The organism is Zhongshania borealis (assembly GCF_039539625.1).
Taxonomy (GTDB): Bacteria; Pseudomonadota; Gammaproteobacteria; order Pseudomonadales; family Spongiibacteraceae; genus Spongiibacter; species Spongiibacter borealis.
Genome location: NZ_BAABDM010000001.1, coordinates 1,222,087 through 1,237,914, shown reverse-complemented (window position 1 = coordinate 1,237,914; position 15,828 = coordinate 1,222,087). Strand labels below are relative to the sequence as shown.

General features: G+C 50.8%; 13 protein-coding genes and 1 tRNA gene. 11 read left to right on the top strand and 3 right to left on the bottom strand.

Going from position 1 to position 15,828, the window contains the following annotated elements:
- Nucleotides 1–221: 221 nt before the first annotated feature.
- Nucleotides 222–3,095, bottom strand: coding sequence for an aminomethyl-transferring glycine dehydrogenase (gene gcvP, locus ABD836_RS05825; protein ID WP_344933305.1), 2,874 nt, complete (start codon nucleotides 3,093–3,095; stop codon nucleotides 222–224).
- Between the two features lie 344 nt (nucleotides 3,096–3,439).
- On the opposite strand from gcvP, the gene ABD836_RS05820 reads away from it, so the two are divergent.
- From ABD836_RS05820 to ABD836_RS05805, 4 genes are all read left to right on the top strand, one after another.
- A complete protein-coding gene (locus ABD836_RS05820) occupies nucleotides 3,440–4,552 on the top strand; it encodes a peptidoglycan-binding domain-containing protein (RefSeq protein ID WP_344933303.1) in 1,113 nt (370 codons plus the stop codon).
- 74 nt (nucleotides 4,553–4,626) lie between these two features.
- Nucleotides 4,627–5,208, top strand: a complete 582-nt coding sequence (locus ABD836_RS05815; RefSeq protein WP_344933301.1) for a uracil-DNA glycosylase family protein — start codon at nucleotides 4,627–4,629, stop codon at nucleotides 5,206–5,208.
- The gene (locus tag ABD836_RS05810) at nucleotides 5,205–5,801 is read left to right on the top strand and encodes an NUDIX domain-containing protein (protein ID WP_344933299.1); all 597 of its coding nucleotides are present in this window, start codon (nucleotides 5,205–5,207) and stop codon (nucleotides 5,799–5,801) included. Before ABD836_RS05815 ends, ABD836_RS05810 begins: the two co-directional genes overlap by 4 nt.
- Nucleotides 5,802–5,883: 82 nt before the next feature.
- On the top strand, nucleotides 5,884–6,462 hold the full coding sequence (locus ABD836_RS05805) for a DUF1134 domain-containing protein (protein ID WP_344933297.1): 579 nt from the start codon (nucleotides 5,884–5,886) through the stop codon (nucleotides 6,460–6,462).
- 48 nt (nucleotides 6,463–6,510) lie between these two features.
- Here ABD836_RS05805 and ABD836_RS05800 read toward each other — a convergent pair whose 3' ends face one another.
- Entirely contained in the window at nucleotides 6,511–7,848 is a 1,338-nt protein-coding gene (locus tag ABD836_RS05800) for an alpha/beta hydrolase fold domain-containing protein (RefSeq protein WP_344933293.1), read from the bottom strand.
- A gap of 79 nt (nucleotides 7,849–7,927) precedes the next feature.
- Nucleotides 7,928–8,437 carry a transcription elongation factor GreB gene (greB, locus tag ABD836_RS05795; protein WP_344933290.1) on the bottom strand — a complete coding sequence of 170 codons (510 nt, stop codon included), beginning with the start codon at nucleotides 8,435–8,437 and terminating at the stop codon, nucleotides 7,928–7,930.
- 71 nt (nucleotides 8,438–8,508) lie between these two features.
- Between greB and ABD836_RS05790 the strand changes: the two genes are divergently transcribed.
- The 7 genes from ABD836_RS05790 to ABD836_RS05760 all read left to right on the top strand — a co-directional run bounded on the left by ABD836_RS05790 (nucleotide 8,509) and on the right by ABD836_RS05760 (nucleotide 15,797).
- Nucleotides 8,509–9,333, top strand: coding sequence for a M23 family metallopeptidase (locus tag ABD836_RS05790; RefSeq protein WP_344933288.1), 825 nt, complete (start codon nucleotides 8,509–8,511; stop codon nucleotides 9,331–9,333).
- A 58-nt stretch (nucleotides 9,334–9,391) separates the two neighbouring features.
- A complete protein-coding gene (locus tag ABD836_RS05785; RefSeq protein ID WP_008247075.1) occupies nucleotides 9,392–9,577 on the top strand; it encodes a Trm112 family protein in 186 nt (61 codons plus the stop codon).
- A gap of 166 nt (nucleotides 9,578–9,743) precedes the next feature.
- Complete coding sequence (alaS, locus tag ABD836_RS05780; RefSeq protein ID WP_344933284.1) at nucleotides 9,744–12,365, top strand: alanine--tRNA ligase; 2,622 nt, start codon at nucleotides 9,744–9,746, stop codon at nucleotides 12,363–12,365.
- A gap of 133 nt (nucleotides 12,366–12,498) precedes the next feature.
- On the top strand, nucleotides 12,499–13,728 hold the full coding sequence (locus tag ABD836_RS05775) for an aspartate kinase (RefSeq protein ID WP_344933282.1): 1,230 nt from the start codon (nucleotides 12,499–12,501) through the stop codon (nucleotides 13,726–13,728).
- A gap of 80 nt (nucleotides 13,729–13,808) precedes the next feature.
- On the top strand, nucleotides 13,809–13,991 hold the full coding sequence (gene csrA, locus ABD836_RS05770) for a carbon storage regulator CsrA (protein ID WP_344933280.1): 183 nt from the start codon (nucleotides 13,809–13,811) through the stop codon (nucleotides 13,989–13,991).
- Nucleotides 13,992–14,123: 132 nt separating this feature from the next.
- Nucleotides 14,124–14,216, top strand: a tRNA-Ser gene (locus tag ABD836_RS05765).
- A gap of 429 nt (nucleotides 14,217–14,645) precedes the next feature.
- Nucleotides 14,646–15,797, top strand: coding sequence for an efflux RND transporter periplasmic adaptor subunit (locus tag ABD836_RS05760; protein ID WP_344933278.1), 1,152 nt, complete (start codon nucleotides 14,646–14,648; stop codon nucleotides 15,795–15,797).
- The last annotated feature ends 31 nt before the right edge of the window (nucleotides 15,798–15,828 follow it).

Genomic DNA, 15,828 nt, shown 5'->3' with positions numbered 1-15,828 from the left:
CAGAAACACATTTGCGGAAAACATACAATTTATTCAGATATAGGTAGTTTCACGGATGTGCTGGTTAAAAACAACACTACGCGCAGCTAGGTTTTGATGTTAGGCCTAAAAGTGTGAAAATTTCTGTGAATCAGTACTAAAACTTGCTTTTGCTTTTGCTAGGGAGGGCGTTTTTAATAAGAAAGGCTGGAAAACCCCTCCTTTACAGGAGGGGTTTGAACTTAAAGGTAACTTTCAATCGGTGGGCAGGAACAGATTAAGTTGCGATCACCGAACACATTGTCGATGCGATTTACGGTAGGCCAATATTTATTCTCGCGCAGGCTGGCAACGGGGAAGCCTGCTTCTTCGCGTGAGTAAGGGCGGTCCCAGTCGCCGGCAATAATATCAGCCAGTGTGTGGGGTGCGTTTACCAGCGGGTTATTGTCGGCGGGGAGTTGGCCGCTCTCAACACGACCCGCTTCGCGGCGAATATGGATCATTGCCTCGCAAAAGCGATCGAGCTCGCGCTTAGATTCGCTTTCGGTCGGTTCAATCATCAATGTTCCTGGAACAGGAAACGACATGGTCGGCGCGTGGAAGCCGTAATCCATTAAACGCTTGGCGATATCTTCTTCACTGATACCGGTGCTTTCTTTTAGCGGTCGCAGGTCAATAATACACTCGTGTGCTACGCGGCCATTGCGGCCTGTGTACAGCACGGGATAGTGATCGTGAAGGCGATTGGCGACGTAGTTGGCATTTAAAATCGCGACTTGGGTTGCTTTTTTAAGCCCTTCAGCGCCCATCAATGCAATATAGGTCCATGAGATCGGCAGAATTCCTGCGCTGCCATAGGTCGCGGCAGAGACTGTGTCGTTGACGATGTTCAGGCCTTCAACAGGGAAAACGGGGTGGCTGGGTAAAAACGGCGCAAGGTGCGCTTTTACGCCAATTGGGCCCATGCCAGGGCCGCCGCCACCGTGGGGTATGCAAAAAGTTTTGTGTAGATTTAAATGGGAGACATCGGCGCCGAACTCGCCCGGTGCGGCGAGCCCGACCAGCGCATTCATATTGGCGCCATCAACATAGACTTGGCCGCCGTGCTGGTGAGTGATGTCGCAGATTTCGCGAATACCTTCTTCAAATACCCCGTGCGTTGATGGGTAGGTCACCATCAGAGCGGAAAGTTGTTCGCTGTGGCGTTCGGCTTTAGCGCGCAGGTCGGCAATATCCACATTACCCAGCGCATCACAGCCAACGATAACCACTCGCATACCGGCCATGGCGGCAGATGCGGGATTGGTGCCGTGGGCTGAGCTGGGAATTAAGCAGATGTCGCGATTAAAATCGCCACGGCTTTCGTGGTAGCGCTTAATGGCTAACAGGCCTGCGTATTCGCCCTGCGAGCCGGCGTTGGGTTGCATGGAGAATTTGTCGTAGCCGGTGCAGGCGATAAGTTGCTGTTCTAGCTCGTCGACCAATTGCAAATAGCCGGCGACTTGGCTGTTTGGCGCGAAGGGATGGATGCGGCCAAACTCAGGCCAGGTCACCGGCAGCATTTCGGTGGTGGCATTGAGCTTCATGGTGCAAGAGCCCAGTGCGATCATGGAGTGGTTGAGCGCGATGTCTTTGCGCTCTAGGCGGTTCATGTAACGCAGCATCTCAGTTTCAGAATGATACTGATTGAAAATGGGGTGCGTTAAATAGTTGCTGTGGCGTTGTAGCTCACTAGCAATGCCCGGTAATTCGCCTAGCTGTTGGTCTATCGCGTCAACGGAGGGCTGCGGTTTATCGCCAGCAAAAATGGCCCAAAGCGCTTGGATATCAGCTGCGGTGGTCGTTTCGTCAAAGCTGATACCGAGCTCACCGCTACCGCGTCGTAAATTGAGAAGCTTGGCTTCTGCTTTGTCGGCCAGTTCGCCGGCTGCATCGCCACATTGAACAGTAAGGGTATCGAAGAAGCTGGTATTGCTCGTAAAACCGAGCGCTTTCAGGCCAGCAGCAAAGATGCCGGTCATGCGATTAATGCGCAGGGCGATGGTTTTCAGACCTTCTGGGCCGTGATAAATAGCGTAGAACACCGCCATGATTGCGAGCAGGGCTTGGGATGTGCAAATGTTCGACGTCGCTTTTTCACGGCGAATATGTTGTTCCCGTGTTTGCATAGCCATGCGCAAAGCTTGATTGCCACGACTGTCTACAGAGACGCCAATGATGCGGCCTGGGATCGAACGTTTGTAGCTGTCGCTGGTGGCAAAAAATGCAGCGTGCGGACCGCCAAAACCCATGGGTACGCCAAAGCGTTGGGTATTGCCGACGACAATATCGGCGCCTTGTTCACCTGGCGGAGTAACCAATAGCAAGCTCATAATGTCGGTAGCAACAACGGTGAGGGCGTCTTGGGCTTTTGCCGTGGCAGTGATCGGACGTAAATCACGAATTTCGCCATTGCTGGCGGGGTTCTGAATTAATACCCCAAAGCAGGGCGTGTTGGCTAATTCAGTCTCTGCATCGCCAATATGAATTTCAAGACCTAGCGGCAGTGCACGGGTTTTTAAAACGGCCAGTGTCTGAGGGTGGCAGCTGCGATCAACAAAAAACACATTGCTCTTATTTTTACGTACCGCGCGCTTACACATCGCCATTGCTTCGGCGGCGGCGGTTGCCTCGTCAAGCAACGAGGCATTGGCGAGTTCTAAACCGGTCAAATCAATAATCATCTGCTGGAAATTCAGCAATGCTTCCAATCGGCCTTGCGCGATCTCTGGTTGATAAGGGGTGTAGGCGGTATACCAGCCGGGGTTTTCTAAAACATTACGCAATATCACTGGTGGGGTAATGGTGTCGTAGTAGCCCATGCCAATGAAGGAGCGTGCAATTTGGTTTTTGCTGGCAATGTCGCGCAAACGATCCAGCGTCGCGGTTTCGCTCTGCGCTGCGGGTAGCGGCATATCGCCACGCAATATGGCAGCGGGCACAGTTTGCTGGATCAACTCGTCTAATGAACTCACGCCAAGCGTATTCAGCATTGCACTGGTTTGCTCGGCGTCGGGGCCAATATGACGTCTCAGGAAGTCATCGCTTTGGGAGAGGGCGTTAAGAGTATGGGTCATGCTGAGGCTGCCTGCGTAGTCGAATTTGCGGCGGCTATTCTAGCATAGCGGAGCAAGTTAATTCTTGGCAATTTTCCCTGAACAAACGACTTATTCAGGGACGATCGCTGCATATTCACTGCTCTAATCTGGGTATTTTTGAGTGAAATCACAAGAGTGCTTTTGGGCCCAGCAATTATGTTGCGCGCGGTGTTTTTCCGCGTTTATTTACATCATTGGTCACCGGTGTGCAGCAGAGCGGTAATTTACTTGAATTTAGATGCTTTGGTCGCCTTAGCGGTATCGAATACCTTAGTTACATCGTTATAAGATGGTGGCTTCAGAATTGATACGAGGGGTTTGCAGTGTTGGTGGATTTGAACGGCAGGCTTAAACGTTTTGCGCAGCCTATCGTGCTGGGTATCACTATTTTACTTTGTGGGTGCGCACCGGTTTCTACTTCGAATATTGCACAATTACCACCGGAATATTCTGCCGAAGAAGGTCGGGTATCGTCGCTGGAGTCGGCGCTAGCGGACGCGATGATAGAAATAGAAAAAATGAAAGCGCGTTCGGTCAATAGCGAGGACGAGCTGCCAGCTATCCCCCAAAATGCCGAAACTGGACGCTGCTACGCTCGTATGTTGTTGCCTGCCGCCTATGTGGATCGTGTGGAGACACGTGTTATTAAGGACGCTAGCGAACGCATAGAGACGGTGCCTGCGCAACTGAAATGGTTTGATGAGAAGGTGCTGGTTAGTGAGGAGCATGTTCGCTTGAGTGTGGTGCCGGCGACCTATAAATGGCTCGAAGAGCGGACTGAGGTGCTGCCGGAGCAGAGTCAGCAAGTATTAGTTAAGGCCGCTGAGTATGACACCGTCATAGAGGAGGTGATCGATACGCCAGAGGAGCTGGTTTGGCGACCGGGTCGTGGAGAAATAGAAAAAATCGACGAAGAAAGTGGTGAGATAGTCCATCAGCAGCTTATTCCTGCGAGCTACAAGAAAATCCGCCGTCAGGTTTTGCGTGCCCCAGCACAGTACCGCAAGGAAGTGACCCCGGCCGTTTACGAGACTTTGCGCAAACGGGTGGTTGATGTGCCGGAACACACTATTGAAGAAGTGGTGCCGGCCCAATATAAAACGGTAAAAACTCAGCGCGAAACAGTTGCTGCGCGTGAAGTACGTCATCCTATTCCGCCAGTTTACAAAAGTTATACGTATCGCGAGAAAGTGGCGGACGCCCGCTTGGATTGGCGGATGATTCCCTGTGAACGCGAAATCAGCAAAGACTTGGTTTATGGCTTGCAGCGCGCCTTGCGTGCAAAAGGTTACGATACCGGTGGTCTTGATGGCGTGCTGGGTAAATACACCTTAGCGGCGATCCATGACTACCAAAAGTCTCAGGGCTTGGCGACCGGACGTTTATCGGTAGAGGTAATAGAAGCTCTAGGAGTGGAATTGCTGGCAGCGCAATAATTTCCCGGTCGCTATACGCCTAAAATAATTCGGCGAAGCTTGCCGTGGAGATTTTTTCTGGCGCACAATAGCGCATGGAATCATTAACTGCGTTGCTTGCAGACATTCGTGCCTGTACTGAGTGCTCGGCGGCGTTGCCGCTAGGCCCTCGTCCGGTGGTGGTCGCCGATACTGCCGCTAAAATTTTAATCATTGGCCAAGCCCCCGGCACCCGCGTGCATCAAAGCGGAATACCTTGGAATGATCCCTCGGGAGATCGATTGCGGCAGTGGTTGGCAATTGATCGTGAACAATTCTACGCTGATCCACGCGTTGCTATTATGCCAATGGGTTTCTGTTATCCCGGTAAGGGTAGGTCAGGTGACTTACCGCCGCGTAAAGAATGTGCGCCCTTGTGGCATGATCGCCTATTGGCTCATATGCCCAAGGTCAAATTAGTGTTGCTTATTGGGCAATATGCGCAGGCTTATTATTTGAATGATGAATTTAAAACCCTAACCGAACGCGTGCAACACAGTTCGGTCCATGATCGCTTTCTGTCGCTGCCACATCCCTCACCACGCAATCAGTTGTGGCTTAAGCGCAACCCCTGGTTTGATATTGACGTGCTACCGCAATTGCGGGCGCGGGTGCAGGCTATTCTGGAGGATAAATGAGCAAATTATTGGGGCCATGGCGGCAGCTTAGTTGTACGCAAATATACGAGAATCCGTGGTTGCGACTTGAACATCACCAAGTAAAAACACCAGCTAATACCGACGGAATTTACGGCAAAATATGCTTTAAAAACATTGCTGTTGGTGTCGTGCCCATTGACGATCAGGGATTCACCTATCTGGTTAAGCAGTATCGTTATCCTCTAGAGGAGTACAGCTGGGAAATTCCGGAAGGCGGTTGTCCGCTAGGTAGCGCGCCAATAGACAGTGCGCGGCGAGAGCTATTAGAAGAAACCGGTTTGTCGGCGCAACAATGGTTCAAGTTGCAGAATTTACATACTTCTAATTCGGTTACCGATGAGCGCGCCGAAGTGTTTATTGCCGCTGGATTGCGCCAGGGGGCGCAGGAACTTGAGGCGACCGAGGATATATTGGTAAAGCGGGTCTCGCTCGGTGAGGCAGTTGCAATGGCACTGGATGGGCGTATAACAGATAGTATTAGTGTTGCGGCACTTTTAAAAATACATATCTTATTAAGTCAATGTGACGGTGAGTTTTCGGCTTTGTTAGCGTCGATGCCATCGCCCAGCTAATGTGATTTAACTCGGCCCTACAAGGGGTCACATCCATGTTGCATGGTAAAACATAGGCATTTTTTTTAACGGAGTTTAATTAATGACTAAAGTACGTGGCGTTTTTCTGACGATTTGTTTTGTGTTGTTTGCGGGTGTTCCCGCAGTGTTTGCTGATGGCGCTAAGAGCAGTACTAGTACCGGATACACCAAAGAGCAGGTGCTGGCTAAGGCCGACGGCTTTTTTGGTGAAACCACGGCGGGCTTGGCTAAAGCAATTGAAAAACTGTTTGCCGAGCAGGGTAACCCTAATGCAGTGATATACGGCGAAGAGGTTTCGGCGGCGCTGGGTGTGGGGGTACGTTATGGTCAGGGCCACGTTGAGCTAGCCGGGCAAGATGCCGAGGCTATTTTTTGGCAGGGGCCATCGCTGGGTTTTGATATGGGGGCCAATGCCGCTAAAGTCTTCACCCTTGTCTATCACCTGAAATCGACGGATGATTTATTACAGCGCTTCCCTGGCGTGGATGGCAGTTTTTACGTGGTTGCGGGAGTAGGTGTTAATTATCAGCAGAGTGGTGAGATGATTCTGGCACCAATTAGAACCGGTGTTGGCCTGCGCGCTGGTGCGAGTGTCGGCTACGTGCATTACACACGTAAAAAATCTTGGTTACCATTTTAGTTATGTAGCTGAGGTGCCGGCCATATAGCGTGGCACCTCGTTTATCTCTTAAGACTGTGTTTCCAATCCTTCGTCGCTTTCTAGCTCCGCACTAATGTCGCTTTCCTCTTGTTCGTCGTTGGCTTTGGCGCCTTCGTTCAGCGCTAGGCTCGCTGTATGCAGGTGACGACGGTATAGCTCATCTAAGTAAACACACAGTTGGTTGACGACAATCTGGGTGCGCAGCGAAATACCAATTTCAAAGGCGTGCTGTGCGTCCGGTATTTCTGCGTAGGCGACTGCTTGCTCGGAGGTGACGTGTAGTGCGTTATACAGTGTTTGCGACTCGCCGACCGGCACGAGGGTGTCTGCTTCACCGTGAATAATCAAGAACGGCGGGGCATCTTTATGCACCCAATACAGTGGCGAAGCTTGTTTCCATAGCTCTGGCGCTTCTGCCCGAGTTTGCTTCAAAACTTTGGCCGATATCCACTGGCTCAAAGACTCGCCAGTGCTGCGCTGATTCTGGCTGTTTAAGAAGTCATACACACCGTAAAAAGGAATGCAGCCTTGCACCTCTGTGTTGACGTCTTCAAAACCGGGCTGAAACTCAGGGGCATTGGCGCTGAGCGCGAGCAGCGACGAAAGGTGTCCACCTGCCGAACCGCCAGTGGCGACGACAAAGTCGGGGTTGCCGCCGTATTCGTGAATATTTTCTTTTATCCAACTCAGGCCCCGCTTGCAGTCAATAATATGTTCCGGGAATGTTGAACCAGGGCTGAGTCGGTATTCGACGGCGACACATACCCAGCCATTGGCCGCTAATTGGTTCATGAGAGGCAGAGCCTGCTCGTTTTTGCTGCCGCAGTTTTCTAACCATGCACCGCCATGCATTTGATAGAGCACTGGGGCGTTTGCTGGGAGGTCGGCGCGGTGATAAATGTCGAGTTTTAGTGAGCGGCCATTGACGGTGCAATACTCAATGTTTTTATGGCGAGTGACATTGGGTAGACGGTATGAGAATGGCTTGAGCAGGCGTTTGAAATCAGGGCTGATCTGCAGTGAATCTGCGGTATTGAGCGGTTGATCTGGATTCAGCTCGAGGGCGTCGCGTACCGCCTGTGCCATGATCGGCTCGGCGCGTTGGGCGCGAAAGTAAAAGACGCCAATGGCCAGCCAGCTGCCAAGTGCAATGGTTAGTCCTAGTGCATCGCCAAAGCCGCTAAGTTCGCCAAATAAAATAATGAGGAATGTCAGTGCTACTTCAAGGGCAATAACATGCAGGGCAAATTCGCCGGTGATAACGCCCATAATAAAACTGAAAACGCCTAAAAGCTCAGGGCGTGATTTGTAGGGGCGATAGACATTCCATGCTGTCCAAGCCCAAATTAAGGATAATAAAAACATGCTGAAATCTCTCCGTGAAGGTCGTCGACATCATAGGCTATGCGTATGATGATCTCTAGTTTAGTGAGCAAGTGGCCTGTTATTCTGCGCTCGTTTGGTAGCGTATGGCGGTGATGTAGTAAAGGGTTTCGCCTTTTGGCGTGACCACCTTTACTTCATCGTCGAGCAATTTCCCTAACATTGCTTTGGCGAGAGGCGAATCCATGGACAGCTTGTTTTGGCTGAGATCGAATTCATCGGGGCCGACAATACGGTATTCGTATTCTTTGCCGTCGTCGTCTTCCAAACTTACCCAAGCACCAAAATAGACTTTATTTTGATTGCTGGGTACGTCGCTGACGACGACGAGCTCCTCGAGTCGCTTTGTTAGAAATCTTACTCGGCTGTCGATTTCTCTCAAACGACGTTTGCCGTAAATATAGTCGCCGTTCTCGGAACGATCGCCATTTTTGGCAGCCTCATGAACGGTGTGTGTGACTTGCGGCCGCTCTACTTTCCATAGTTGGCGAACTTCTTCGCGCAGGCGGCGCTCACCCTCAGGGGTGATGTAGCATGAGCCTTTGGCGCGGGGCGGGCGGTAACGTGACATACGGCTTACTGTTTTAGAGAATAATAACGCGCTATGGTAGCGCAGTGAGCATGGACAGAGGATAGCTGGCAATGAATAAATGTGTGGCGATGGGGCGAGTGGCATTGATGATGTTGCTAAGCCTAAATGTGCTTGCCGAGGTGGAACTGCACGGTGAATTAAAGCAAGGTGGTTTGTTGTGGGGTAGCTTGCCGGTGGGGAGCACAGCCAAGCTTGATGGTAAGGCCCTGCAAACAGCCGATAACGGCGTATTCGTATTTGGCTTTGATCGAGATGCCGCGCCCGCCGCCATTTTGGAAATTTGTAGTGCTAATGGTAGCTGTGAAACGCGGGATTTACACATCGCCCAGCGTCAATACGATATTCAGCGAGTTAACGGTGTGCCCCAGAAAACCGTAACGCCGCCAGCGTCTGTTTTGGAACGTATCCGCAAAGAAACTGCCTTGGTAAGCAAGGCGCGACAGCAACAATTTTCTCGACAGGATTTTACTCAAACCTTTAAATGGCCGGTACTTGGCCCGATCACGGGTGTATTCGGCTCGCAGCGTGTCTATAATGGCAGCCCCGGCCGCCCCCACTATGGTTTGGATATTGCCGCGCCCACTGGTAGTACGGTGACCGCGCCTATTGATGGCGTAGTTACTTTGGCGCATCCCGATATGTTTTATTCCGGAGGCACCTTAATTATTGATCACGGTATGGGGGTGTCGTCGACCTTTATTCATTTGAGCCGAGTATTGGTGGCGGAAGGCCAAGAAATCAAGCAGGGTCAGGTCATTGCTGAGGTTGGTGCTACTGGCCGGGCAACTGGGCCACATTTGGATTGGCGTATTAATTGGGCTGGGCTGCGCCTTGATCCTGCGCTGGTTATTGGGCCAATGCCTTCAGCCAAATAGCCAAAACGTGCCGACGGCCGGCTAACGACAGACAAATATAATTTGAGAGCGGTAGAAAATGATTGATAAGAAATTGTTAGAAATTTTAGTATGTCCAGTCAGTAAAGCGCCGCTGGAATACGATCAAAAGCGCAATGAGCTGGTGTGTAAAGCCAGCGGTTTGGCGTATCCCATTCGCGATGGCATTCCGGTGATGCTGGAGTCTGAAGCGCGAGTTTTGACAACAGATGAGAAACTCGGTTAGTTCACCGCCGCTAAGCTTGAGTATGGCGGTGTTTCTGCCTGTTAGTGCTGAATACACGCCCCCCTAATTTCGTTATACTTGCCGTTTTTTCGCTGCCGCCACTGCCTTTTCGTTGAGGTGATGGGGCGGCATTAGCCGTTGTTGCCCACGGAGTGAGAGAGTCACCATGAAAAGCGCCGCCATCCGCGAAGCCTTTATTCGTTATTTTGAAAACCAGGCTCACACCCAGGTTGCTAGCAGCTCGCTGGTGCCGGGTAATGACCCCACCTTACTGTTTACCAATGCGGGCATGGTGCAATTTAAAGACGCCTTTCTGGGGCGAGAGAAGCGTGGCTATGTTCGCGCGGTGAGTTCTCAGCGCTGTGTCCGTGCCGGCGGCAAACACAATGATCTAGAAAACGTGGGTTACACCGCACGTCATCACACATTCTTTGAAATGTTGGGTAATTTTAGTTTTGGTGATTACTTCAAACACGATGCGATTAAATTTGCTTGGGAGTTTTTAACCTCGCCTGAGTGGATGGCTATTCCTGCCGAAAAACTGTGGGTAACGGTTTACGCCGAAGACGAAGAAGCCTATCAAATCTGGAATGAACAGATGGGTGTGCCGGCCGAACGTATGGTGCGGATCGGCGACAATAAAGGCGAAAAATACGCCTCTGATAATTTCTGGTCTATGGGCGATACCGGTCCCTGCGGCCCTTGTACTGAGATCTTCTACGATCACGGCGCCGACGTGGCGGGCGGCCCCCCAGGCAGCCCCGATGAAGACGGCGACCGCTATATCGAAATTTGGAATAACGTGTTCATGCAGTTTAACCGTGACGCCGATGGCACTATGACGCCGTTGCCTGCCCCCTCGGTGGATACCGGCATGGGCCTGGAGCGTATTTCTGCGGTAATGCAGGGTGTGCACAGCAATTACGAAATTGATTTATTCCAAAACCTGATTAAAGCCACTGCTGCAGTGCTGAATGTTAGCGATACTGAACACACGTCGTTGCGGGTTATTGCCGACCATATTCGCTCCTGTGCCTTCCTTGTTTCTGACGGTGTTATCCCGTCTAACGAGGGGCGTGGCTATGTGCTGCGACGGATTATTCGTCGAGCCGCACGCCATGGCAATAAGCTGGGCGCCGAGGCGGCGTTCTTTTACAAGCTGGTAGCGCCTTTGGCTGTGGAAATGGGCGAGGCCTATCCGGAGCTCGTCACTCGTCAGGCGCAAATTGAAAAAGTCTTGCTACAAGAAGAAGAGCAGTTTGCCAAAACCCTTGATCAGGGCATGAAGATCCTCGAGCAGGATTTACAGGGCTTAAACGGTACGCAAATTCCCGGCGATACCGTATTCCGCCTTTATGATACCTACGGTTTTCCTGTTGACCTCACGGCTGATATTGCGCGGGAGCAGGGCTTGAGTTTGGACATGGATGGCTTTGAGCAAGCGATGAATGCCCAGCGTGAGCGCGCGCGCTCTGCCTCCAATTTTAAAGTTGACTTAAGTTCAGAGCTTAACATCGACGGCGAAACCGAATTCTGTGGCTACCAGAACCTTGCGGAAGAGGGGGCGGTAGTCGCATTGCTGCAAGATGGTCAGCGCGTTACCTCTCTAAAAGAAGGCGATGCTGGGGTCATTATTTTGGATCAAACGCCCTTTTACGGTGAGTCAGGTGGCCAGGCAGGGGACGCTGGTGTACTGAGCGCGAATGGCGTGCGCTTTGAAGTACGCGATACCCATAAATCTGCGGGTCATCACTTACATCACGGTGTGGTCGTTGGCGGCGTAATCAACGAAGGCGACCGTTTACAAGCCGAAGTTGACAATGATATTCGCCAGGCGACCGCGCTGAATCACTCAGCGACACACTTGTTGCACGCGGCCTTGCGCGAGGTCTTGGGTGAGCATGTGGGGCAAAAAGGTTCGCTGGTGGATGCTCAACGTCTGCGCTTTGATTTTTCCCATTTTGAGGGAGTGAGCAAGGAGCAGCTGGCGGCGATCGAGGCGATGGTTAACCAGCAAATACGTTTGAACAGCCCGGTACAAACCGAAATTATGGACATGGATGGCGCGGCCAAGCGCGGCGCGATGATGTTATTCGGTGAGAAATACGGCGAAGAGGTTCGCGTGCTGAGTATGGGCGGCGATTTTTCTATCGAACTTTGCGGTGGTACGCATGTTCAGCGCACAGGTGACATTGGTTTGATGCGAATTGTTGCCGAGTCAGGTATTGCAGCTGGCGTGCGTCGTATTGAGGCCGTGACTGGCGCGACAGCACTAGCCGCATTTGAACAGGCGGAAAGTGAGTTGAGCCAGCTGGCTGGCTTGCTCAAAACCGGTCGCGACAAGCTGGGTGATAAAGTTCAGCAGTTGCTTGCACAACAAAAGCAACTAGAGAAGGATGTCGCCGCGCTTAAAGGTAAATTGGCCAGTTCGGCGGGCGACGATTTACTAAGTCAGTGCGAAGAGATCGCGGGCATTAAGGTTTTGGCGACAAAATTAGACGGTGCTGACGCAAAAACACTGCGAGATACCTTGGATCAGCTCAAAAACAAGCTAGGCTCAGGAGTAATACTGTTGGCCGCGGATGACGGTGGCAAGGTAGCGCTGGCGGCGGGCGTGACTAAAGATCTCGTCGGTCGCTTTAAAGCCGGTGAAATCATGAAGCTTGCTGCTGAGGCCGTGGGTGGCAAAGGTGGTGGTCGTCCCGATATGGCTCAGGGTGGTGGTGTCAATGCAGCGGCAATTCCTGATGCCTTGCAAGTCGTGCGTGACTATTGTTCAGCAAAATAGTCCGTGGTTTGACCCATGTGGGTGCAAACACTACGTAAATCACGTATAGCGCTCATTGGGTCATTTCCTTTAAATTTGATCTGGTGTTTAATGAGCGCCCTTTGAAATCGGTGTTCATTGGCAGAAGCGAATCATGAGTCTAATAGTTCAAAAATTTGGTGGTACATCGGTAGGAACGGTTGAACGGATCAAAGCAGTGGCCCAAAAGGTTGCTGGTTTTCGTCAACAAGGCCACGACATTATTGTGGTTGTATCGGCAATGAGCGGTGAAACAAATCGCTTGATCGACTTAGCTAAGGCAATGCAGGCAGAGCCAACGCCGCGTGAGCTAGATGTATTAGTGTCCACGGGCGAACAGGTGACTATCTCATTGCTGTGTATGGCGCTCCATGACTTAGGGCAGGGGGCAAAGTCGTACACCGGTACGCAAGTGCGGATTTTAACTGATGAAGCTCATACCAAGGCGCGCATCAGGGATATTGACGACGCTAAAATTCGTGCGGATCTTGCCGAAGGTAATGTGGTTGTGGTGGCTGGTTTTCAGGGTGTTGATGAAAACGGTAATATCACTACCTTGGGTCGAGGTGGTTCAGATACTACAGGCGTTGCGCTGGCCGCGGCCTTAAAAGCCGATGAATGCCAAATTTATACTGATGTGGACGGGGTTTACACCACCGATCCGAGGGTGGTGAGTAAGGCCCGCCGTTTGAATCGCATTACTTTTGAAGAAATGCTGGAAATGGCCAGCTTGGGATCAAAAGTATTGCAAATCCGTTCAGTGGAGTTCGCGGGTAAGTACAATGTGCCTTTACGGGTATTACATGCTTTCCAAGATGGACCAGGGACTTTGATTAGCTTAGAGGAAGACTCGGATATGGAAAACCCGGCAATTTCGGGCATCGCTTTCACCCGCGATGAAGCAAAGATTACTGTATTAGGCGTGCCTGATACCCCAGGTTTGGCTTACCAGATTCTCGGTCCGGTAAGCGATGCAAATATTGAAGTCGACGTGATTGTACAAAACGTCGCAGAAGACAATACGACTGATCTTACGTTTACGGTTAGTCGTGGAGATATGGCAAAGGCCGAAGCCATTGTGCGTAGACTGGTGAAACAAACAGGTGCGCGAGAGGTCAAAACGGATGACAAAATTGCCAAGGTATCGCTAGTAGGAGTGGGAATGCGTTCTCATGCCGGTATCGCTAGTAAAATGTTTAAAACTTTGGCAGAAGAGTCTATTAATATTCAACTTATCACGACCTCTGAGATTAAAATTTCGGTTGTCATTGATGAGAAGTATTTGGAGCTAGCCGTTCGGTCGCTGCACACAGCTTTCGAACTGGATTCGGAGCCCAGTATTTAACTTAATTGCGCTATTTTCGCTGTGTTGCACAAGGATTCGCACCAGGGTTATGCGTTGGGCTCTTACAAGGAGATGCCATAATGTTAATTTTAACTCGTCGTATTGGTGAGACCTTGATGGTTGGTGATGAAGTCACAGTGACTGTTTTAGGTGTAAAGGGAAATCAAGTTCGTTTGGGTGTTAACGCGCCGAAAGATATAGCCGTACATCGTGAAGAGATTTACGAGCGTATTCAAAATGAAAGTAACGGAAACAAGGAATAAAGCAAAAAAAGCCTTATAGGTCTTTGCTTATTTTCTAAGTGTGGTATCATGCCGCCCGATTCGTTAAACAGCGCTATGTGCTGATTAACGCTCTACTTTTTCAAGCTTAGCTTGGTTAAGTAGGAAATTTCCGGAGAGGTGGCCGAGTGGCTGAAGGCGCTCCCCTGCTAAGGGAGTATGGGGTTTATAGCCTCATCGAGGGTTCGAACCCCTCCCTCTCCGCCATTACAAAAAAGACGGCTCTAGTCGAAAGACTAGGGCCGTTTTTGTTTTGCCTGTATATAAAGCTAGAGTAACAATCTCGCGGTTGCGCTGGCACTTTGATTGGGTCTGCATGGATACTAATTCGGGCTAAAATAGCCACTTTTGCATAGCAAGACATGACTCAATTTATGATCTATTCACTTTCAGTGCGTTACCACACAAGCCCTGTTTGTCCTTCTGAGTTTTACCTTAGCTGTGCGCCGCTATGCAGTAGGTTTGCGGTGTTAGGTTATAGTTCTATAACGATTACGCTAACGTAATATTGCTTCTTAGCTATCGATATTTGCTGCCCACAGTGCTAATTTCCCGCTTTGCTTATGCCTTTGTGACATAGCGACGGCAGGTTGCTTATTTGATTTTGGTTTAGATTTATACCTTTAAGGAAGTGATATGACTAAACGGATGGTGATCATGCTAATTTTGAGCACGGTGCTATTTGGCGGCGTGTTTGGCATGAAATGGTTTGGCAATAAAGCCATGAATGACTATATGAACAATATGCCGACCCCAGCCGTTACCGTGGCAAGCGCAACTGCAGAAAGCATGGTGTGGCCAAATCGACTTACTGCTGTCGGTAGTTTAGTGGCTGTTAACGGCGCTGATCTCACCGCAGAGGTCGACGGTGTGGTCTCAGCGATTCATTTTGAATCAGGCGATACCGTAAAGCGAGGGGACTTGCTACTGACTTTGGCCGCAGCCAGTGAGCAGGGTGAGCTGAAGCGCCTTCAGGCACAGGCTGAATTGGCGGAGCTGAATAGGTCGCGTAAAGAGCAACTCTATAAGGGTAAGTCTATTTCCAAGGCTGAGCTGGATACGGCAGTTGCAGAAACGAATGTGGCCTTGGCGGCAATCGAAGCGCAAAAAGGTCGGCTAGCGCAGAAAGTGGTCACCGCGCCGTTTGACGGCAAACTGGGTATTCGCCGTGTTAATGTTGGTCAATATTTGGGGATGGGTGCTGCTATTGTCACGCTGCAAAAACTCGATCCCATCAACGTCGATTTTTCGATGCCCGAGCATTATCTTTCTGATTTAAACGCGGGCTTGGCGGTATCGGTATTGGTTGATGCCTATCCTGATCAGGCGTTTCAGGGCGAGATCTTAGCGATAGAGCCACAAGTAAACCCGATGACCCGTAACTTTGATTTGCGCGCTCGTCTTGCGAACGCCGACATGACGCTTAAACCCGGTTTATTTGCCACGGTAACGATTACCCTCCCAGGCGATAACGTGGTCACTGTTATTCCGCGCTCGTCGGTACATTACACGTCTTACGGTGATTCGGTCTTTGTGGTCCAGAAAAAAGAACATGCCGACGTGTCTGAAGCAAAAGAAGACGCGGCGGAGGATAGTCTAGAAGTGATTCAACGCTTTGTTCAGCTCGGCGAGGCGCGAGGCGATTTTATTGCTGTGGTGTCAGGTTTAGAACCGGGCACCGAAGTGGCCAGTACTGGCTTGCTCAAATTGCGTAATAAGCAGCCAGTCATAATCGACAATAGTAATGCACCAGAGCCGGAGTTGCGCCCAGAACCACCTGCGGGTTAATGGTTCAGGGGAGCCAGCGCAGCTGGTGTAA

Coding starts and splice junctions, on each gene's coding strand:
- ABD836_RS05800 (WP_344933293.1), bottom strand. CDS start 7,848: ATGTTTTTATTATCCTTAATTTGGGCTTGGACAGCATGGAATGTCTAT.
- gcvP (WP_344933305.1), bottom strand. CDS start 3,095: ATGACCCATACTCTTAACGCCCTCTCCCAAAGCGATGACTTCCTGAGA.
- ABD836_RS05815 (WP_344933301.1), top strand. CDS start 4,627: ATGGAATCATTAACTGCGTTGCTTGCAGACATTCGTGCCTGTACTGAG.
- ABD836_RS05790 (WP_344933288.1), top strand. CDS start 8,509: ATGAATAAATGTGTGGCGATGGGGCGAGTGGCATTGATGATGTTGCTA.
- greB (WP_344933290.1), bottom strand. CDS start 8,437: ATGTCACGTTACCGCCCGCCCCGCGCCAAAGGCTCATGCTACATCACC.
- ABD836_RS05805 (WP_344933297.1), top strand. CDS start 5,884: ATGACTAAAGTACGTGGCGTTTTTCTGACGATTTGTTTTGTGTTGTTT.
- csrA (WP_344933280.1), top strand. CDS start 13,809: ATGTTAATTTTAACTCGTCGTATTGGTGAGACCTTGATGGTTGGTGAT.
- ABD836_RS05760 (WP_344933278.1), top strand. CDS start 14,646: ATGACTAAACGGATGGTGATCATGCTAATTTTGAGCACGGTGCTATTT.
- alaS (WP_344933284.1), top strand. CDS start 9,744: ATGAAAAGCGCCGCCATCCGCGAAGCCTTTATTCGTTATTTTGAAAAC.
- ABD836_RS05785 (WP_008247075.1), top strand. CDS start 9,392: ATGATTGATAAGAAATTGTTAGAAATTTTAGTATGTCCAGTCAGTAAA.
- ABD836_RS05810 (WP_344933299.1), top strand. CDS start 5,205: ATGAGCAAATTATTGGGGCCATGGCGGCAGCTTAGTTGTACGCAAATA.
- ABD836_RS05775 (WP_344933282.1), top strand. CDS start 12,499: ATGAGTCTAATAGTTCAAAAATTTGGTGGTACATCGGTAGGAACGGTT.